Raw genomic sequence first — 19282 nt, forward strand, 5'->3', positions numbered from 1 at the left:
TGTGCAGAGGTGGCTGGGGACGGTGTGGGAGGCGTGGGTGGATCTGGTGTTTCCGAGGCTGTGCTGTGTGTGCGGGGTGCCGGTTGGAGAGGGGTGGTTTTGTGCGGGGTGTGAGGACTCGATGCCGTGGGTGGTGGCGCCGTATTGCGGGGTGTGCGGGGAGGTGTATGAGGGGGCGGTGGAGGGGGTGTTTCGCTGCATGAACTGCAGCGGGCGGAGGCTGCATTTTGAGTTTGCGGTGGCGGCGTGCCGGGCGGAGGGGGCGGCGCGGGAGCTGGTGCATCGCTTTAAGTATGAGCGGCGGCTGCATCTGCGGGGTGCGCTGGCGAGTGTGATGCTGAGGACGCTGGAGGAGCCGAGGCTGGCGGGGGAGGACCTGGGGGAGTGGCTGCTGGTGCCGGTGCCGCTGCATCGGGAACGGGAGGGGGAGCGGGAGTACAATCAGAGCTGGGAGCTGTGCGAGCGGCTTTCCCGGCTGACGGGGATCCGGGCGGTGAGGGCGCTGGTGAGGACGCGGGAGACGGTGCAGCAGGCGGGTCTAGACCGGGAGGAGCGGCTCCAAAATTTGCGTGGGGCGTTTGGGCTGAGGCGTGGGGGATGGTGGGGCGGCGGGCCGGGGCCTGGGGGGCTGAAGGGGCGGCGGATTTTGCTGGTGGATGATGTTTTCACGACGGGGGCGACGACGAGCGAGTGTGCGCGGGTGCTGCGGGGTGAGGGTGGGGCTGAAAAAGTGGTGGTCATCACGGCAACACGCGGCTAGGATCGGCCCCGCGTCCGACTTTGGCCGGGCCTGACAGTGCGAACGTGGGGTGGTTTTCCGCTCTGCAACTCCCGCGACATGCTAATCGGGGAGCGCACGGGAAGGCCTGCCTGTGCCGAACGCGCATACCGACTGACCTACCATGGGATTTTTCAAAAAACGTAACATTGATGCTTTAGGCGAGAAGAAACGTGACATGCCGGAGGGGCTGTGGACGAAGTGTCCTTCGTGCGGGGAGAGCCTGTTTGAGCAGGCGCTGGCGAAGAACCTGAGGATCTGCACGAGCTGCGGGTATCATTTCACGATCGGCTCAGAGGAGAGGATCGCGAGCCTGGTGGACGAGGGGAGCTTTGTGGAGATGGACAAGAGCCTGGACTCGGTGAATGCGCTGGGCTTCAAGGGCTACCTGGACAAGGTGAAGGCGTACCAGACGAAGACGGGCCTGACGGAGGCGGTGGTGACGGGGCGTGCGATGATCGAGGGCCAGGCGGTGCTGCTGGCGATCATGGATTTCCGTTTCCTGGGCGCGAGCATGGGGAGCGTGGTGGGCGAGAAGATCACGCGGGCGATCGAGGTGGCGACGGCGGAGCGGAAGCCGGTGATCGTGTTTTCGGCGTCGGGTGGTGCGCGGATGCATGAGGGGATTTTGAGCCTGATGCAGATGGCGAAGACGAGCGGTGCGCTGGCGCGGCATGCGGAGGCGCGGCTGCCGTATATCTCGGTGCTGACGCACCCGACGACGGGCGGGGTGACGGCGAGCTTTGCGACGCTGGGGGACCTGATCATTGCGGAGCCGAAGTGCATGATCGGCTTTGCGGGGCCGCGTGTGGTGAAGGAGACGACGCACGCGGATCTGCCGCCGGGTTTTCAGACGGCGGAATTCATGATGCAGCACGGGCTGGTGGACATGATCGTGGACCGCAAGGAGATGCGGGGGACGCTGGCGAAGGTGCTGAGGTATATGGCGGGCTCGAAGTAGAGTTGGCGGTGGTTTGCGGTGGTTTGCAATCGTTGAGGCGGGGTGTGCGCGCGCTGGGTGTGTGTGCGTGGGCATGAAAAAGGCCGGGGTGTGTGGTCCCCGGCCTGATGTGGTGGTGTGATGGGTGAGGCGGTTACTTGGTCTCTGCGAGGACGCGCTTGATGTCGGCGGCCTGCTGGTCGGTGGAGGCTTTGTAGTCCTGCCAGATGACGTTGCCGTCTTTGATGAGGAAGCAGGAGCGCTTGGCGAGGGAGAGGAGGCCTTTGGCCATTTTTTCGACTTTGAAGGCCTGGACGATCTTGCCTTCGGGGTCGGCGATGAGGTCGTAGGGGAGGGTGAATTTGTTTTTGAAGGCTTTCTGGGCGTCTGGTTTGTCGAAGCTGACGCCGAGGATCTGGACGCCGTCTTTGGAGAGGTCTGAGAAGGCGTCGCGGAGGGAGCAGGCCTGCTTGGTGCAGCCGGGGGTGTCGGCCTTGGGGTAGAAGAAGACGACGGTGGGGCCTTTTTTGTAGATGTCTGCGAAGCTGACGGTGGCGCCGTCCTGATTGATGCCGCTGACGGCGGGTGCGGGGTAGCTGACTTTTTCTCCTTCGCTGGCGGTGGCGGTGCCGAAGAGGGTGCTGAGGAGTGACATGGTGGCGAGGATGAAGTGGCGTGTTTTCATGGGGTGGGTACGGCTGGGGGTGCTTATTCGATGCTGACTTTGAGGCCGGGAATGGCGGTGGTGAGCTGTTTTACGCCGGCCTGGGTGGCTTTGGACTGCCAGAGGTAGAGGTTTTTGAGGGTTTTGATTTTGGCGAGGTGCTGGAGGCCGGTGTCTGTGATCTGGGTGCCGTAGAGGTTGAGGGTCTGGAGCTTTTTGAGGGTGGTGATGGATTCGAGGCCGGCATCGGTGACCTGGGTCTGGCGGAGGTCGAGGGAGATGAGGCGTGGGAGCTGGGCGATGGTCTTGAGGGTGGCGTCTGTGATGTGGGTGCGGCCGAGGTCGAGCTGGACGATGTTGTCTTTGAGGGGGAGGATGGCGGCGGCTTTTGCGTCGTCGCATTTGGAGACGCCGGTGAGGAAGTCGATGCGGAGGAGGGGGCTTTCGACTTTGACGGGGGAGACCTGGGCGCCGGCGGCGCGGGCTTTGGCGAGGGTGTCGTCTGGGAGGGGTTTGACTTCTTTTTCGAGGGCGGTGTAGAAGAGGTCGTGGGGGCGGGGTTTGTAGGGTTTGGCGGATTCGGTCATGGCGCCTGCGGGCATGCCTTCGACGCTGCCGACCCAGCCGCCGAAGTCGGCGCCTTCTTCGATCCATTTTTTGAGGAGGGCGATTTCTGCGGGGGTGAGGTCTTCGCCTTTGGAGGGCATGTGGGCGTCGTCGTCTTTGGGGAGGGTGACGGATTCGTAGATGCCGCTTTTGTCCGGGGAGCCGGGGGTGAGGACGGGGCCGTTTTCGCTGCCTTTGAGGATGGCCCAGGAGGCATCGAGGCGGAGGCCTGCCTTGGGCTCTTTTTTCTGGCCGTTTTCGGTGTGGGGCGCCTTGTGGCAGTCGAGGCACTTTTTGGTGATGGCGGGGAGGAGGTCTTTTTCGAAGCTGACTGCGGCCGGGGCTGGTGACGCGAGCAGACAGGCGAGGGCAAAGAGCGGGAATCGAAACGCCGTGGTGGACATGTGGATGGATGGGGTGATAGAACTAAAAAAGATTGCGAGGCGCGTCTGCTCGCCAATTTTGGGGCAGGGATAACGCTTGCTAGTTGTCCTTGTTTCAGAGAATTAATGCCAACCAACGCAGGACCATGAGCACCCCCCCTACTGTAACGGCACCTCCACCATCGAAAGTCCACATTGAAGCTGATACGCTGCTGCGAAGGAACACGCTGGCGATTGTGATGGGGGGCGGGGCTGGGACGCGGCTGTTTCCGCTGACGGAGAACCGAGCGAAGCCTGCGGTGCCACTGGCGGGCAAGTACCGGATCGTGGACATCCCGATCAGCAACTGCATCAATTCGGGGCTGAGGCAGGTGTATGTGCTGACGCAGTACAACAGCGCGTCGCTGAACCGGCACCTGGCGCGGACGTACCGCTTTGACCAGTTCACGCGTGGGTTTGTGGAGGTGCTGGCGGCGCAGCAGACGCCGGAGGGTGAGCGGTGGTACCAGGGGACGGCGGATGCGGTGAGGCAGAACCTGAGGTACTTTCTGGAGGGTGACTATGACTACTTTCTGATCCTGAGCGGGGACCAGCTTTACCGGATGGATTACCGGATGCTGATGCGCCAGCATGTGGCGACGAATGCGGACATCACGATCGCGACGATCCCGGTGGATGCGCAGGCGGCGACGTCGTTTGGGATCATGCATTCGGATGAGAACGGGAGGATCTACGAGTTTGTGGAGAAGCCGAAGGACCCGGCGGTTTTGGAGAAGCTGCGGATCCCTGCGAATACGCTGCAGTCGCTGGGGATTGACCAGGGGGAGGCGAGGTTTCAGGCGTCGATGGGGATCTACCTGTTCCACCGGGATGTGCTGATCGAGTGCCTGGACAACACGCTGAATGATTTCGGCAAGCACATCATCCCGACGGCGATCAAGAACAAGCGGGTGCACAACTTCAACTTCCAGGGGTACTGGGAGGACATCGGGACGATCCGCAATTTCTTTGATGCGAACCTGGACCTGTGCCGGCTGGTGCCGCAGTTTGACTTTTTTGAGAGCTCGGCGCCGATCTTTACGCATGCGCGCTTTCTGCCTGCGACGAAGATCAACGGGGCGACGATCCGTGGTGCGCTGATCGCGGACGGGAGTGTGCTGACGGATGCGCACATCGAGACGGCGGTGATCGGGCTGCGTGCGAAGATCGAGCCGGGGACGACGATCCGCGAGTGCATCATCATGGGTGCGGACTACTACGCGGGTGCGGTGGGTACGGACCCGAGCCGTCCGCCGCCCGGGATCGGCCGGAACTGCCGGATCGAGCGGGCGATCATCGACAAGAACGTGCACATTGGAGACAATGTGGTGATCACACCGGAAGGAAAGCCGGAGAATATGGACGGAGAGAATTTCTACATCCGGGACGGCATCATCTGTGTGCCGAAGGATGCTGTCATTCCCGCCGGGACGTGGATCTAATTTTTATGCTTCACAAGCGTTCATGGCTTCGATAAAAGAAACGCCATGAACCCAACCGCAAGAACTTTGCTAGTGCTGGGCCTGAGCCTTGCCAGCGCAGCCGCCGAGACGTCCCAGCTCCGGACCTTTACGAACACGCAAGGCAAGGCGGTGCAGGCAAAGCTGGTGGGGGTTAGCGGTGCGAATGTGACGCTGGAGACGGCGAACGGGCAGAAGTTCACCTTTGCGCTGGCGTCGCTTTCCGCGGCGGACCAGCAGTATGTGAAGACGATGGGCGGGAAGGCCGGGCCGAATGACAAGCTGGAGCCGGCGTCTGTGAACGAAGCGGTGGGGCAGCCGCTGTTTGGAGACGAGCCGCTGTGGACTTCGTCTGCCGAAGAGATCGCCGCCAAGCTGAAGATTCCGCAGGAGTCGAAGACGAAGAACACGAGCAGCTACCGCTCCTACACGAAGGAAGACTACATGATGTTTGGCGCGCATCCGTACTCCGTGGCGATGTACGGGGAGAATGACAGGGTGACGGGATTTTCGATCGTGTTTGCGAACAAGGGGGATCTTTTCAGCGCCAAGGGCAGCGGGGAGATGCACTTTGACAAAGACACGCCGCCTGAGGAGGCGGCGAAGATCGTGAAAAAGGCGATGGACAAGGACCTGGTGGCGATCGCCGACACGCTGACCCAAAAGCTGGGGGCGCCGAAGAAGGAGCGATTTGGAGAGAAGGCGGGGCGCATGAACATGCAGCGCTGGGACTGGCGCGGGCATGCGATTCTGCTGGCCGAGGCGGAAGGCGTGTATGTGGGGCTGCAGATCGTGACCACTGCGTTTGCGGATGCGGGCGGCAAGGTGGAAGAAACGGGTGACAAGGTGATCCGGGCGCGTGTGCTGGCCAACCTGGAGAAACGTGAGAACGGCGACGTGGTCGTGGGGGATCTGCCGATGGTGGACCAAGGGCCCAAGGGCTACTGTGTGCCGGCGACTGCGGAGCGCGCGATGCGCTACCTCGGCATTCCTGCCGATATGTACATTCTAGCCAACGCGGGGGACAGCGGCTTTGGCGGAGGCACGAGCGTGGAAAAGCTGCTGGAAGGTGTGGCACCGCAGATCCGGAGCAAGCGCCGCTCTTTTGACGCCTGGAAAGGGGAGATGAAGATGAAGGAGATCGCGAAGTACATCGACAAAGGGGTGCCGCTGATGTGGACGCTGTGCAGCACGAGCAAGTTCAACGAGACGGCGAACCAGCGGACGAAGGAGCGCAAGGGCGTGACCAACTGGGCTTCCTGGAAGGACAAGGTCACGAAGGAGTCTGCAAACAACGCGCTTCCGAAGGACAAGGACACCGCGCACATCGTGCTCATCATCGGGTACAACAAGGACACCAATGAGATCGCGTTCAGCGACAGCTGGGGCGAGCGCTACAAGGAGCGGTGGATCACGCTGCCTGAAGCGGAGCAGGTGTCCCACCAGAACTTTTATGTGGTGGGTTTTTGAGGGTGGGCCTTGGCACGAGGAAAGCCCCCCATGAAACTCCTCCGGCTGGTGTTGACATTTGTAGCCGGCGCGAGCCTCGGGGTGGCTTTGCATGCCCGGCTGTTTCCGGCGAAGTCTAACGCATCCGGGGCTGATGGAGCCCTCTCACCCGCATCTCTTTTTCAAGGGGTGCCGTACGTGGACCATGAGCTGGTTCCTTCCTCCATCCTCGGCCTGCTTGGAGTGATGAAAGACCGTGAGGATGATGTGCTGCAAGCTGCCACCATCCGGACACTGGCACTCAATCCTGAGGAAGTGCAGGCAGTCAGGCAGCATCTGAGAAAGCTCGCCGAGAACTGGGCCTACGCAGTCAACGTGCGAAGCATGAGGGACTCCCAATGGCAGCTTTCCTACCCTGCCACTGCTGCCAAAGCCCAACTGATGGAAGAAGCCCGCTGGGCGGAGCAGCTGCTGGGATACCAGCGCGCTTATCTTTTCATGGTCCTTATGGAGAAGGATTTCAGCGTTCTTTTTCTCAGGGATGATGTGAGCATCGAGAAAAAGACGGACTCCGAATGGAGCCTCATTGCCGGTCAGCGCGGGTTCTCTTTTGATGTGAGGCAGCTCCAGCCACATTCGCCGATGATCCGCCTTCAGTTCAAATGCAGCGCGCGGTAAAGCGACTCCTGAAATGATCGGCACAGAGAATGATTGCAAAGAAGGCTGCCACGCAAACACCCACCAGCTTGTTGAGGCAGGCAGCATGGTCACTTCTGATGTCGGCCATCGCCCCGGCCACTGTGACCACTTCTTCATGGAACAGCGGGCTGGCCTCTTTGAGGATGGCGAGGTCCGCTGCGGTGAAACAGCTGGCATCCAATCCTGTGCGCCGAAGGATGTCGGGCAGGGCTCGTGTTTTCTCGTTTAAAACGACCAGGCCCTGGCGGCGGATTTCCGGCTGCCCTTCTTCCTCATTGAGCAAAGCCACCACCTTCTGCCCCTTGCTGAGAAGCCTGTAGGTTCCCCAGTCCGGCTCCAGTTGAAGGTACTTGTCATGTTCGTAGCTGGTACCCAGCCGAAGCGTTGTGGCGCCAGCGAGTCCAGAAAGGGTTCCGTTCATCGTCTCGATTTGCAGGAGGCAGGTCTCTTCCAGCAGGATCTCCGTGGGTGATTGATGGACTTCCGAGGATGATGAAATCACCACTCCAGTGACCATCGCGCTGGCGGAGGTCAGAAATGCCTGACGCCTGGAATCGTCATAAACCTCCACCTCCCTGGGCGTGGTGCCCAATGGGATGACCGGCAGCGGCTGCGCCGGGCAGCAGGTCGTCACCCCGAGCAGCAGGAGCCACCAGCGCATGCCCTTACCCTCTCTGAGCGCGCTGGCGCAGGAAGTGGTCTGCGATGATGAGGTGGACCATGGCCTCCACCATGGGGACGGCGCGGGGGAGGACGCAGGGGTCGTGGCGGCCACGTGCGGCGAGGGTGGTGTCCTCGCCGGTGTTGGTGACGGTCTTCTGCTCGCGCAGGACGGTGGCGGTGGGCTTGAAGGCGACACGGAAGACGATGTCCTCGCCGTTGCTGATGCCACCCTGGATGCCGCCGCTGCGGTTGGTGCGGGTGCGGACTGTGCTGCCGTCCATGTAGAATTCGTCATTGTGCTCCAGGCCGGTGAGGGTGGTGCCGCCAAAGCCGCTGCCGACTTCGAAGCCCTTGCAGGCGGGGAGGCTGAGCATGGCCTTGGCCAGGTCTGCCTCCAGCTTGTCAAAGACGGGCTCGCCAAGTCCGGGTGGGACGCCGCGCACGACGCACTCGATGATGCCGCCGACGCTGTTGCCTTCGCTGCGGATTTTTTCGATGAGCCCGATCATCTTTTCCGCCGCCACGGGGTCGCAGGTGCGGACGATGTTGGATTCAATGAGCGCCGAGGTGAGATCTGCTGCGGCGGGGACCTGGGCCTCGATGTGCTGCACGGTCTTCACATAGGCCAGGCATTCGTAGCCGGTGAGGGAGTGCTGGAGGACTTTGCGGGCGATGGCACCGGCGGCGACACGGCCGATGGTCTCGCGGGCGCTGGAGCGCCCGCCGCCGGAGACGGCGCGGATGCCGTACTTAGCATCGTAGGTGTAGTCGGCGTGGCTGGGCCGGTAGGCCTGCTGCATCTCGGTGTAGGCGGAGGGGCGCTGGTCCGTGTTGCGCACGAGGATGCCGATGGGGGTGCCGAGGGTGAGGCCGTCGAGCACGCCGGAGAGGATCTCGGCCTTGTCGTCCTCCTTGCGGGGGGTGACGATCTTGCTCTGGCCGGGGCGGCGGCGGTCGAGCTCGGCCTGGATGTCCTCCACGGTGAGGGGGATGCGGGGCGGGCAGCCGTCGATGACGACGCCGACGCCGATGCCGTGGGATTCACCCCAGGTGCTGATGTGGAAGATTGTGCCGAGACTGCTGGACATGGGGGGGCATCATGGGGCAATCCGCCAAGGGTTCAAGATGGTTGTGCAACGTCGTGAAGTGGGCACACTGCGGGATGCATTTTCCCAGCTGGCTGCTCACGCTCTTCGGCTTTGCCACGCTCACCTCCCATCTGCATGGTGCTGAGACGGTGGAGCATGAGGGCGGGCGCTACCACCTGTACCGTGTGGACAAGGCGGACTGGGCGCGGCTGCAGCTTGCGTGGCTGGATGAAAGCGGCAGACCGCTGGGGGATTTCAACGGTCTGAGCAGGCAGCTGGCTGCGCGTGGGAAGAAGATCATCTTTGCGACCAATGCGGGCATCTACGAACGCGGACCCAAGCCCTGCGGGCTGACGGTCTGCGCGGGCAAGGAGCTGGTGCCGCTGAACCTCCAGGCTGGGGACGGCAATTTTTTCCTGAAGCCCAACGGTGTGTTTTACCTCGACGACAAAGCCGGGCCGGGTGTGATGGAGGCGGCGGAGTTTGGCCAAAGCGGGCTGAAACCGCGGCTGGCCACGCAGTCGGGGCCGCTGATGCTGCGTCAGGGGGTGATCCACCCGGCCTTTCAGGTGAACTCGCCCAACAAAAGGCTGCGCAATGCGGTGGGGGTGCGCAGGAAGGACGGGCAGATCATTTTTGCCATGAGCGACCGCGATGACCCCGTGAAGGGCCGGGTGACGTTTCACCAGTTCACGCGCCTTTTCCTGCACCTGGGCTGCGAGGATGCGCTGTATCTCGACGGGGACATCTCCAGCATGGCGGTGGATCCGAAGCCGGAGGTGAAATTCACCACCAACACCTTTGCCGGAATGTTTTTTGTGGCGGAGTGAGGGTCAGGCCTCGACGGGCTTTTTCTCCTGCATCATCACCGGGGCGGTGGAGGGAGTGGGGGCGAGCCAGGTGGTGATTTCAGCCTTGAGCCAGACCTTGATGCCGGCCCAGAGCAGACGCGAGGCGGTGAAATCCGGGGAGAGGCTCATGTGGGGCATCCAGACGTGGCCGTTGTTGCAGCGGCCGTAGATGCCTTTGCGCCGGCGCTCCTGGGCGAGGTGAACGAAGCGGCGGTTGTAGAAGGCCATGAACTTGCCAAAGAGGGCGCCTATGGGCCCTTCGTAGGGCATGTGCTTCCACTCAACCTCGGGAGTGACATAGACCCCGCGCACGGGACCAAGGAAGTAGGCGGAGAGGTCGAGCAGGAAGGTGGCGTTGATGAGCTCCGCATCTCCCATGTAGGAGTATTTGTCCTTGTAGAGGGAGTTGAACCAGAGGCGCCAGCTGCGCGGGTAGGCCATGTTCAGGTAGTCGGTGATCTTGGCGGTGTACTCACCGGCCAAGTTTCTCCGGACGAGATCGGTGGCGGCTGACACGGTGTAACCGCAGAAGTCGAGACCGTGGCTGTACAAGGGATCCATGAAGCCGGCGGCGTCTCCGACCATGACCCAGCGGTTGCCGGCGATGCGTTCGGAGCGATAGGCGAGGTTCTTGTAGTAGAAGGTGTCGTCGGCGTCCGGGACGGCGTTTTCAAACATGAGCCGGCCGATGGGGTGAGTGAGCAGATGGGCCTGGAGGCGGGCGAGGAGGGAGGGCCCTTCTGGCAGATTGTAGAAACGGCGGTCCCAGGTGACTCCGGCGCTGAAGCTGCCGTCGGAGAGGGGGATGATCCAGCACCACCAGCCGTGGCCCATGAGATGGTTGGTGGCGGTGGTGCGGAGCTGGTGAACGTTTTTCAGCAGGCTGGGGTGCAGCTTGCGGCTTTTGAAGCTGTCGAGGCCGTTGACGTTGCGGAAGCGGCACCAGATGGACGAGGTGGGGTGCTCCTCTTCCATCGTGCGCTGAAGGCCGAGCTTTTTGGCCAGGACGGCGGCCTTGCCGGAGGCATCGATGAGCCAGCGTGTGGTGACGGTGCGCATCTGGCCTTCCTGCGGCATGATTTCCAGCGTGTGGGGCGCTTCGTCTTCCGAGAGTGAGATGGTTTTGATGGTGGCCGGCCGGAGGAGCTCGCAGCCGAAATCACAGGCTTCCTTGAGCAAATGCTCGTCGAGGATGGCGCGGTCGAGCTGAAAGGTGGGCAGACGGGACTGGTAGCGTGGGCCGACCTCGGTGAGGCTGCCGACGTCGTCGTCCGGGGTCTTGCAAAACCACATGCGGAGGCCGTGCTTCTGGTAGTGGTGGGCACTGAGGTGATGCCCCTGATGGAGGACACGGGTGAGGAAGCAGCCCGCGACTTCAGAGGTGCTCTCCCCCACTTTGCGGTCAAACTGCACCGTGCGCTCGACGATGAGGATGCGCATTTCCGGGTGTTCGCGCTTGAGGAGCATGGCGGCAGAGGCGCCAGCAAATGCACCGCCCATGATGACCACGTCATAATCTGTGCCAGGAGGGGTCATGAGTGCAAGAGGTGAAAAAGTCAGTTGTCGGAGGCGGTGCGACGGTCGAAACAGAACGTCTCCCCTTGTTCCAAGTACGCCTTTAAATAATGCCATCCGCTGATTCTGCAACCCGCCAGCCGAATACGCACACGCCACCCCAGCCCATGGGACTGCATGACGCATGCTGGACACGGGTGATCCTGTTTTTCATGCGGTGGCTGCCGGCGCCCGTGTTTACAGTGATGGCCTACCCTTTCACCGCGATAGGCTACCTGCTGGCGGTGACGCCGCGAGAGGCGCTGAGGGCAAACCTGGGCGCGCTCCTGCCAGGGAGAGGCTCGAGCTGCCTGGCGGGTTTTCAGGTGTTCATCCAGTTTGCGCTGACCTACCTGGACCGGCTGTGGTACCTGCATTTCCGCCGTGAGATCGACTGGGAGATCATCGGGCGGGAGGATTTTGAGGCCTTGCAGAAACACGCGGACGGCGCGCTGATCTTCACCGTGCACTCGGGGAACTACGACATCGGGGCCAGCCTGTTTGCGCGCAAATTCAGCCGGCCCATCCATACGGTGCGCATGCCCGAGGCCTCGGACTCGCTGAAAAAGCTTCGCAGTGAGGAGCTGAAGGAGGAGGAGAGGCGCGAGCCCAACCTGCACATTCACTACAACGAGCCCGGAGGGCACCTGGGCATGGAGCTGTGCCGCAGGCTGCTGGCGGGGGAGGTGGTCTGTGTGCAGGGGGACCGTGTGATCGGGGATGTGGCGCCGACGCAGGCGAGCATCGACGGGGTGACGTACCGGATCCCGCGCGGTCCGCTGATCCTGGCCGAGGTGACCGGCGTGCCCTGCTACCCGGTGTTTCTCACGCGGCGCGGACGGCTCTCGTACCGGATTGAGATCGGCAAACCTTTCTTTGAAGGCGGGCGCAAGCCCAAGGCGGACGAGATCAGCGCGGCGTGGCTGAAGGTGATGCATGGCTTTCTGCTGAAACACTGGGACCAATGGTTCGTGTTTGAACCGCTCGTGACCCGCGACCCTCCATGAACCCGGCCGTCCGTGCATGCGCCCTGAGGCGCGCGTACCTCCGCATGGCGCTGGGGCTGGCCCCGGTGCCGGTGGTGGTCTGGCTGGGCTGGAACGGACGGGGGGCGGAGGCGCTTGCGCTCTTTGCGCTGGTGCTGACAACGATGATGGTCGGCACGCTGGTGCCGCGTTGCGCGCTGTTTGGCCGGATGATCAAAACACTTCCCGAGGCCGGCGGGCAGGTGCTGCTGACGATCGATGACGGGCCCCACCCCGAGCACACGTCTGCGATCCTGGACATCCTGGACCGGCATGGGATCAAGGCGCTGTTCTTCCTTGTGGGAGAGCGTGCCGCACAGCACCCGGACCTTGTGCAGGAAATCATGGCGCGGGGGCACGAGATCGGGAATCACACACAGACGCACCCTGCCACGACCTTCTGGATGCTGCGGCCGGTGCGGCTGTGGAGGGAGATCGCGGGATGCCAGGAGACTCTGAGCGCGCTGTGCCCGGGCCGCCCGCCGCGTTTTTTCCGTCCACCCGCCGGGCACCACAACCTGTTCACGGCGCTGATAGCGGAGGTGCTGGGGCTGAAGATGATGCTGTGGAGTGCACGGGGTTTTGATGGTGTGCTGCAGGAGGTGCCTGCGATCACGGGGCGCATCTCCCGCAGGCTGAAGGCCGGGGCGATCGTGCTGATCCATGAAGGGACGCCGGTGGCGGTCGAGGTGGCAGATGTGGTGGCCGGGATGCTGAAGGCGAGCGGTCTGAAATGCGACACGCCGCCCACCTCACTGGCGTTCGGCGACGATGAGGTGATTGTTGAACGGGGTGCCGCCCCATAGCGGGCGCACCTGCACACGCAGTCCGGCGGCGGCGAGGGTGGTCTCGAACAGCTCACGGTCCGGGTAGCAGAGCGGGGGGGCCTTCATCCAAAAGGTCAGCCTGGCCAGCCAGTCTCCAGCCACGGTGATGCGGAAGCGTGGGGAGTCGTCACGGAGGCCCGAGCGGATGACAAGCCTGCCGCCTGGCGCCACGCGAGCCGCCGCTGCGGTGAGGAGGGCGGTCTGCTGATCCCGCGTGAAAAACTGCAGGATGTCGAGGATGACCACATGGCCTGCGGCTTCGGGCAGCCCGTGGCGGGCGTCTCCGTTCATGAAATGAAGGCCGCTGTAGTCGCTGCGTGCGACCATGCTCTGTGCGCAGGCGATTTTATTCGGATCGTAATCAAAGCCTGTGATGGCAGAGGTGTAGCCAGCCTCCCGCAGATAGAAGGCGAGCAGGCCGATGCCGCAGCCGATGTCCAGCACCGGCAGGGAGGAGCCTGCGAGCAGCTGTGCCACCGCCGCATAGACCGGGTCTGAGCGGAGCTTTACCTTGGTGTAGTAGCGCTCCCAGCGCTTGGTGCGGAAGCTGCAAAGCCGGGAGATGCGGCGCAGGGACTGGGGGGAGAGGGGAGCGTTCATGATGTGCCGATCCATTTGCGAGGGACCTCCCAGGGGGCGAGCAGGGAGCAGGCTTTGATTTTGAAGGCGGCGTCGATGCCGGCCTGCGGCAGCCCGACCTCCGCGACGATGTCCTGGCAGCGTTCGGGGTCGCGGCTGGGGACGCCATGGATCCGAACCGAGTCGGTGTGTGATGCCCGCGTGATTTTTTCAGCGATCTCCACCGGGCTGAGCTTGCGGCCGGCGACATTGATGCCTGCGCCCAGGGACTGCCGGAAGTGCAGGCGGGACCCGTGCATTTCGACCTGGTCGCAGGTGGTGAAAACGCCGCTGCCGTAGCGCTCGTGGGGCAGGGGCTCGTCGTAGCCGAGGCCCACGGAAGTGCTGCTGACGACGAGGCGGCCAGCGTCGTCTGTGTGTGCCTGGACGCCGGGGAGAAGGGTGCCGAGGGAGTCCCCGTCTGCGCGGAGGCCGGGTGTGGCGTCCCAGGAGACGGCGCCGCATTCGCTGGCACCGTAGAGGTTGTGAATTTTGAGTCCGTGCTGCTCCAGAGCCAGGCGCTCGAGGCTGAGGGTGAGGGGGGAGCCTGCGGAAATCGCCAGCGAGACATTTTCCAGGCGCACACTGCCATTGAGCCAGGCCTTCCACAAGGCGGGGACGCCAGGGAGGAACACCCGGGGGTGGTGCTGCATGGCATCCATCAGAGGCTGGGCAAAAGGCTGGGGTGCGTGGCAGGTGGGCACGCCGTTGAGGAGGGTCTGCAGCAGCGTCATGGTGAGGCCAAAGGAGTGCGCGCAGGAAATCGCGGCGACGCCGACACCGCGTGAGCCGAGGTCCAGCGCGGAGTGGAGCCGGTCCACATCTGCGGCGATCTGGGCGAAGGTGAAAAACTGGCAGCGGCGGACGCCGGAGCCGCCGACGGCCTGCTTGATGAGGGCGGTGCCGTGCGGGGGCTGGGAGGCGGGGACGCGGCGTGAGCGGTCCTTTTCCACCATCTGCACGGGGATGCCGTGGAGAAAGCCTGCGAGCAACTGGCGCAGAAGCTGCGGGACATCGCCCTGTGCGAGCACGTGGTCGCCGGAAGGGCGGAGGGCACGTGCCTCGGCGTCCAGCTGGCGGAAGGTGGTGGCGCTGCCGTCTGCAAGATACAATGCGTCCTGCGCGCCGCGCTCAGCCACAATACGATCCCAGCGTTCACCAAACATTTGCAGTCCTTGCGGCGAAGCGTAAACGATGTGCTGCGCCGTGCAGCAGAATGACCACTTGCGTGGGCAGTTCAACCCTCCAAACAACGAATCTCATCGAGACCTCTTCCCCGCCCTCACCTTCAAGACAGCGAATCGCCATCACCGGAGCGGGGATCGTCTCGCCGTTGGGTGCTGGCTGGCAGGCCAATGAGCGCTCTCTGGCGGCAGACCGTACTGCGTTCAGGCCGGTGGAGCTGTTTGACACGAGCGAGATGATCGCGAAGACCGCGGGTGTGGTGGATCTGCCAGTGGAGAATTTTTTCAGTCGCACGCCGGCGCACAAGCAGACATTCATTGACCGTGGTACGCAGATGCTGCTGATGGCGGTGCGCGAGGCCCTGGCGCAGGCGGGAAGGCAGGGCATGGAGGGGATCGACGCGATGGTCATCGGTACGTCCGCCGGTGCGATGCCGCTGGGGGAGTCCTACTTTGAGCATGCGAGGCATGAGGCGGGGCGTGTGCCTTCGCAGCTCTCGCGTGCGGAGCACTACCAGCCGCAGCGGCAGATGAGCAGCCTGGCGGCCGAGTTTGACTGGCGCGGGCCGGTCATCATTGTTTCCAATGCCTGTGCCTCCGGGGCCAATGCGATCGGCTGGGCGGCGGAGATGATCCGGTCCGGCCGTGCGAAGCGTGTGCTGGCGGGCGGCTACGATGCGCTGGCGCGGCTGGTGTTTGCCGGTTTTGACAGTCTGCATGCGCTGGCGCCGAGCGGCATCCCGCGCCCGTTTGATGCGCAGAGGGACGGGCTGGCCCTGGGTGAAGGGGCTGCGGTCATGCTGCTGGAGGCGGAGGATGTGCGCCAGAGCGCGGCGCTGGCAGACGTCTCCGGCTACGCGACGGCGACGGACCTGCACCACCTGACGCAGCCTGATCCGGCGGGCCGTGCGGCGATCCGCACCATGACTGCCGCGTGCAAGCAGGCGGGAGTTTTGCCGGAGCAGATCGGCTACATTAACTCCCATGGCACGGGGACGCCGTTTAATGATGTGGCTGAAGCGGCCGCGATCGCCGCGTGGGCGGGGGATGCGGTGGCGGGGATCCCCGTGAGCTCCACGAAGTCCGCGATGGGACACCTGCTGGGCGGTGCGGGAGCCGTGGAGGCGGTGATCTGCCTGATGGCGCTGCAGGGGCAGTGGCTGCCGGCGAGCCTGAATGTGCGTGAGGCCGATGCGGCGGTGCGCTTTGACCTGGTGCGCCAGTTCCGCCGGGCCTCGCTGGATTATGCGCTGACCAACTCTTTTGGATTTGGCGGTACGAACGCAACGCTGGTGCTGCAAAGGAGGTCGGCATGAACATGGACAAGATCTGCATCCGCGGAGTCGGTGCGGTGAGCTCTGCCGGCTGGAACGCAGCGGCGCTGCACGAGGCCGTGCGGGCAGGAAGGCCGCTGCCAGCCCAAACATGCGCGCGTCCTGGGGATGGGAGGAACTGGCCATGTGAATCGCGCTTTGCGCCGGCTTCGCCGCCGGAGAAGGTCGCGCGGCATCCGCGCCTGCGCCGCTCCAGCGCGATCACGCGCTACTCCGTGGCAGCGGCGATGGAGGCGCTGGCGGATGCAGGGCATGACCCGGCGGCGCCGCCAAGCGGTCTGGGCATCCTGTTTGTGATGATGAACGGGTGTGTGAACTACACCGGCCGCTTTTACCACGAGGTGCTGCAAAATCCGGCGCAGGCGAGCCCGCTGATTTTCCCTGAGACGGTGTTTAACGCGCCGGCCTCGCACCTTGCCTCCTTCCTGGGGGTGGACGGTGCGGTGAGCACTCTGGTGGGCAGCCCGAACTCGATCATGGAGGCGCTGGACACCGCGGCGTTCTGGATCAGGAGCGGGATTGTGGAGGAGTGCCTGGTGCTCGCCGCCGAGGAGTGCGACTGGCTGAGCGCGGAGGCGCTGACGTATTACCATCCGAAGCTCGTGGCGTCCGAAGGCGCGGGGGCGCTGCTGCTGGCTGCGGGCGGCGGTGGGCCGCGTGTCAGCGAAGTGACAGGGCCGCTGGCCTACCTGTCCTGGGAGGAGCGCTGTGGACTGCTGCCGGAGCTTGCAGCGAGGACGCTGGCGCGGGTGGAGGGGCCGGCGACGCTGATCAATGACCGGACGGGAATCTCCAAAATCGACCATGCCGAAGCCGCCGCCTGGGCGGTGCGGCCATGGGAGGCGGTGCTGAGCCCGAAGCATGTGCTGGGGGAAAGCATGGGGGCGGGGTGCGCCCTGCAACTGGTGCTGGGAACTCTGGCGGCGAGGCAGACGCAGCGCCCGGTGGTGATCTCCATGCCGGGGGCAAACACCGCCGCCTATGCGTGCGTGCTGGAACCGTAGGCTACTTCGGCAGGGCTGGCATTTTCATTTCGTTGTAGCCGGCAGGGGGGACGAAGTCCTTGGCATCCACGTCCTGCTCTTTGGCGGAGACGAGCAGGGAGACCACGTTTTTGCCCATCATGGTCATCTCTGACTTCACGACCATGCCGTCAAAATCGGAAGCTTGCGGCGAGAGGCTGGACATGGCGCCACCCACGACCTTGCCGAGCTTGTCGTTGGCGGCGCTGAGCTCCTTGTAGCCGGGGAAATTTTTAGCCACCCAGAAGCGGCCTTTGGCCATGGAGCTCTCCCAGGTGTAGATTTCGGTCTCCCATTCGCCCACCTTTTCCTTCTGCCCGGTGGCCACGGGTTTGGCGACGGGGCCGCCGGCCATCTTGCCGGCCATGCCTGCAGCGGATTTGAGCGCGGCAGGGTCCATCTTCATGAGCATCTTCTGCTCGTGCATGAGCATGGTGATGCCCTCGGCACCCACGATGACGGTCATCTTCTCCCCCATGTCCACGCGTGCCTGCTCGCCTTTGATCTTGGTGGTCACTTCGCTGGGCTGGCCGGCGGTGTCCACCTTCTGCACCATCACCCAGTCGGCGCTGGCAAAGGTGGCGGTCAGCAGCAGGGCGATGCAGGAAAGGGCTGGAGTTTTCATGGCGGTCAAATCCTAGCGCGATTTCACGGCGGCGGTCAATGCTGAACGTCTCCGGTCTTGAACTGTGCGGCTGATCCTGATTTGATTCTGATTTCCCCATGAGCCGCCCCACAGCCAACATACGACACCGCTTCGCCGGCTCCGGCATGCTCCTCGCGCTGCTGCTGCTGTGCGCCTTTTTCAGCGTTGCCACCTGGACGCGGCAGTATCCGCAGGATGAGGCGGCGGCCAGAGACGTCGCTTCGCAGATTGATCCGAAGGCGAAAGTGCTGATCGCGGTGCGCCCGACTGCGGCAGACGCGGGCTTTGCCGAGGCTCTCAAGGCAGAACTCGGAGCACGTGCCGAGGTGGTGAGAGGGGAGCCCCGGGACGCCCGAGCCGCGCTGGAGCGTGCGGCTGCGACGGGCAGCGGGCCGGACGTGATCGCCTGCAACCGGGCCACCGCCGCGTGGCTGGTGTTTGCCAATCTGGGCCGTGATTTTCCTGCGCTTAAAAACGCCGTGGTGCTGCAGCCCCGGGCGCATGCGTGGCCGGTTTTTCTGAAGACGGACAATTTGCTGAACATCGCCAATCAGATCGCGGTCATCGCCATTCTGGCCATTGGCATGACGCTGGTGATCATCACCGGCGGCATTGATCTGAGCGTGGGAAGCCTCATCGCGCTGTCGGCAGTGGTGACGACCCTCTTTGTGCGGGATGTGTGCGGCGGCACGCAGGCGGGCGTGGGTGGCATGCTGGCGGCGGGGCTCTGCGGCATCGCGCTGAGCGGGGCCTGCGGGCTGGCCTCGGGCGTCTTCATCACGGGCCTGCGCATGCCGCCCTTCATCGTCACGCTGGCGATGATGCTGGTGGGCAGCGGGCTGGCCTACCGGCTGGCGGAGAACCAGTCGGTGTACCAGGTGCCGGATTCCTTTGTGTGGCTGGGGCGCGGTGCGGACCTGCTGGGGCTGCCGAATGCCGTGGTGCTGATGCTGGTGCTGTACGCCGCCGCGCATGTGATGATGACGCAGACCCGGCTGGGCAGAAACCTCTATGCGGTGGGCGGCAATGTGGAGGCTGCGCAGCTTTCCGGCGTACCGGTCCGGCGTGTGGTCCTGACAGCCTACGTTTTGTGCGGGCTGCTGGCGGGCCTCGGCGGAGTTGTCACGGCTTCACTGCTGAAAAGCGGCTCGCCGACCTATGGGCAGATGTATGAGTTGTATGTCATCGCGGCCGTGGTGGTGGGTGGGACCAGCCTGAGCGGCGGCCGGGGCACCATGGCGGGAACCTTGATCGGGGCCTTCATCATCGCGGTGATTCAAAACGGCATGAATCTCACCAACGTCGAAAGCAACACGCAGAAGATCGTGCTTGGACTGGTGATTTTGGGGGCCGTGCTTGTGGATCGTGCCCGAAGATAGGCATGATTTTTATCCATTTTTGAGCAAAACAACGGATTGATTTAAAGTTTGATGCTTGATGTGTTCGGGGTGA

Annotated in this window: 19 protein-coding genes; 11 read left to right on the plus strand and 8 right to left on the minus strand. The window is 63.6% G+C overall.

Features of this window, described 5'->3' with window-relative positions; all coding sequences use genetic code 11:
* Window position 1: 1 nt before the first annotated feature.
* Together ACZ5WW_RS17950 and accD are read left to right on the plus strand one after the other, a co-directional pair.
* The gene (locus ACZ5WW_RS17950) at window positions 2-760 is read left to right on the plus strand and encodes a ComF family protein (RefSeq protein WP_377165708.1); all 759 of its coding nucleotides are present in this window, start codon (window positions 2-4) and stop codon (window positions 758-760) included.
* A gap of 142 nt (window positions 761-902) precedes the next feature.
* Window positions 903-1739 carry an acetyl-CoA carboxylase, carboxyltransferase subunit beta gene (gene accD, locus ACZ5WW_RS17955; RefSeq protein WP_377165706.1) on the plus strand — a complete coding sequence of 279 codons (837 nt, stop codon included), beginning with the start codon at window positions 903-905 and terminating at the stop codon, window positions 1737-1739.
* 133 nt (window positions 1740-1872) lie between these two features.
* On the opposite strand, the gene ACZ5WW_RS17960 is transcribed toward accD, so the two are convergent.
* On the minus strand, window positions 1873-2403 hold the full coding sequence (locus ACZ5WW_RS17960; RefSeq protein WP_377165704.1) for a peroxiredoxin: 531 nt from the start codon (window positions 2401-2403) through the stop codon (window positions 1873-1875).
* Between the two features lie 23 nt (window positions 2404-2426).
* Window positions 2427-3392 (minus strand): c-type cytochrome domain-containing protein, encoded by a 966-nt coding sequence (locus ACZ5WW_RS17965; protein ID WP_377165702.1) that lies wholly within the window; start codon window positions 3390-3392, stop codon window positions 2427-2429.
* A gap of 125 nt (window positions 3393-3517) precedes the next feature.
* Between ACZ5WW_RS17965 and ACZ5WW_RS17970 the strand changes: the two genes are divergently transcribed.
* From ACZ5WW_RS17970 to ACZ5WW_RS17980, 3 genes are read left to right on the plus strand one after another with little or no spacing between them, the layout of a single operon-like run.
* Window positions 3518-4852 carry a glucose-1-phosphate adenylyltransferase gene (locus ACZ5WW_RS17970; RefSeq protein ID WP_377165700.1) on the plus strand — a complete coding sequence of 445 codons (1335 nt, stop codon included), beginning with the start codon at window positions 3518-3520 and terminating at the stop codon, window positions 4850-4852.
* 45 nt (window positions 4853-4897) lie between these two features.
* Window positions 4898-6340 carry a C39 family peptidase gene (locus ACZ5WW_RS17975; protein ID WP_377165698.1) on the plus strand — a complete coding sequence of 481 codons (1443 nt, stop codon included), beginning with the start codon at window positions 4898-4900 and terminating at the stop codon, window positions 6338-6340.
* Between the two features lie 30 nt (window positions 6341-6370).
* Window positions 6371-6997, plus strand: coding sequence for a hypothetical protein (locus ACZ5WW_RS17980; RefSeq protein WP_377165696.1), 627 nt, complete (start codon window positions 6371-6373; stop codon window positions 6995-6997).
* Here the strand turns inward: ACZ5WW_RS17980 and ACZ5WW_RS17985 are convergent.
* A complete protein-coding gene (locus tag ACZ5WW_RS17985) occupies window positions 6978-7679 on the minus strand; it encodes a hypothetical protein (RefSeq protein ID WP_377165694.1) in 702 nt (233 codons plus the stop codon). The two genes, ACZ5WW_RS17980 and ACZ5WW_RS17985, sit on opposite strands and share 20 nt — an antisense overlap.
* A gap of 4 nt (window positions 7680-7683) precedes the next feature.
* Window positions 7684-8769 (minus strand): chorismate synthase, encoded by a 1086-nt coding sequence (gene aroC / locus ACZ5WW_RS17990; protein ID WP_377165692.1) that lies wholly within the window; start codon window positions 8767-8769, stop codon window positions 7684-7686.
* A 74-nt stretch (window positions 8770-8843) separates the two neighbouring features.
* Between aroC and ACZ5WW_RS17995 the strand changes: the two genes are divergently transcribed.
* A complete protein-coding gene (locus tag ACZ5WW_RS17995) occupies window positions 8844-9599 on the plus strand; it encodes a phosphodiester glycosidase family protein (RefSeq protein ID WP_377165690.1) in 756 nt (251 codons plus the stop codon).
* A 3-nt stretch (window positions 9600-9602) separates the two neighbouring features.
* On the opposite strand, the gene ACZ5WW_RS18000 is transcribed toward ACZ5WW_RS17995, so the two are convergent.
* The gene (locus ACZ5WW_RS18000) at window positions 9603-11156 is read right to left on the minus strand and encodes an NAD(P)/FAD-dependent oxidoreductase (protein WP_377165688.1); all 1554 of its coding nucleotides are present in this window, start codon (window positions 11154-11156) and stop codon (window positions 9603-9605) included.
* A gap of 224 nt (window positions 11157-11380) precedes the next feature.
* Here ACZ5WW_RS18000 and ACZ5WW_RS18005 point away from each other — a divergent pair, with 224 nt between their 5' ends.
* A complete protein-coding gene (locus tag ACZ5WW_RS18005; protein ID WP_464694175.1) occupies window positions 11381-12181 on the plus strand; it encodes an LpxL/LpxP family acyltransferase in 801 nt (266 codons plus the stop codon).
* A complete protein-coding gene (locus ACZ5WW_RS18010; RefSeq protein WP_377165684.1) occupies window positions 12178-13005 on the plus strand; it encodes a polysaccharide deacetylase family protein in 828 nt (275 codons plus the stop codon). Before ACZ5WW_RS18005 ends, ACZ5WW_RS18010 begins: the two co-directional genes overlap by 4 nt.
* Here the strand turns inward: ACZ5WW_RS18010 and ACZ5WW_RS18015 are convergent.
* Window positions 12952-13626, minus strand: coding sequence for a class I SAM-dependent methyltransferase (locus ACZ5WW_RS18015; RefSeq protein WP_377165682.1), 675 nt, complete (start codon window positions 13624-13626; stop codon window positions 12952-12954). The genes ACZ5WW_RS18010 and ACZ5WW_RS18015 overlap by 54 nt on opposite strands.
* On the minus strand, window positions 13623-14810 hold the full coding sequence (locus ACZ5WW_RS18020; protein WP_377165680.1) for an AMP-binding protein: 1188 nt from the start codon (window positions 14808-14810) through the stop codon (window positions 13623-13625). Before ACZ5WW_RS18020 ends, ACZ5WW_RS18015 begins: the two co-directional genes overlap by 4 nt.
* 62 nt (window positions 14811-14872) lie before the next feature.
* Between ACZ5WW_RS18020 and ACZ5WW_RS18025 the strand changes: the two genes are divergently transcribed.
* Entirely contained in the window at window positions 14873-16144 is a 1272-nt protein-coding gene (locus ACZ5WW_RS18025) for a beta-ketoacyl-[acyl-carrier-protein] synthase family protein (RefSeq protein ID WP_377165678.1), read from the plus strand.
* A 2-nt stretch (window positions 16145-16146) separates the two neighbouring features.
* Window positions 16147-17166: a beta-ketoacyl synthase N-terminal-like domain-containing protein gene (locus ACZ5WW_RS18030; RefSeq protein WP_464694176.1), complete on the plus strand. Its 1020-nt coding sequence runs from the start codon at window positions 16147-16149 to the stop codon at window positions 17164-17166.
* Window position 17167: 1 nt separating this feature from the next.
* On the opposite strand, the gene ACZ5WW_RS18035 is transcribed toward ACZ5WW_RS18030, so the two are convergent.
* Window positions 17168-17809, minus strand: a complete 642-nt coding sequence (locus ACZ5WW_RS18035; RefSeq protein ID WP_377165674.1) for a DUF4412 domain-containing protein — start codon at window positions 17807-17809, stop codon at window positions 17168-17170.
* A 98-nt stretch (window positions 17810-17907) separates the two neighbouring features.
* On the opposite strand from ACZ5WW_RS18035, the gene ACZ5WW_RS18040 reads away from it, so the two are divergent.
* A complete protein-coding gene (locus tag ACZ5WW_RS18040; RefSeq protein ID WP_377165672.1) occupies window positions 17908-19209 on the plus strand; it encodes an ABC transporter permease in 1302 nt (433 codons plus the stop codon).
* The last annotated feature ends 73 nt before the right edge of the window (window positions 19210-19282 follow it).

Source organism: Prosthecobacter fluviatilis (assembly GCF_055388355.1).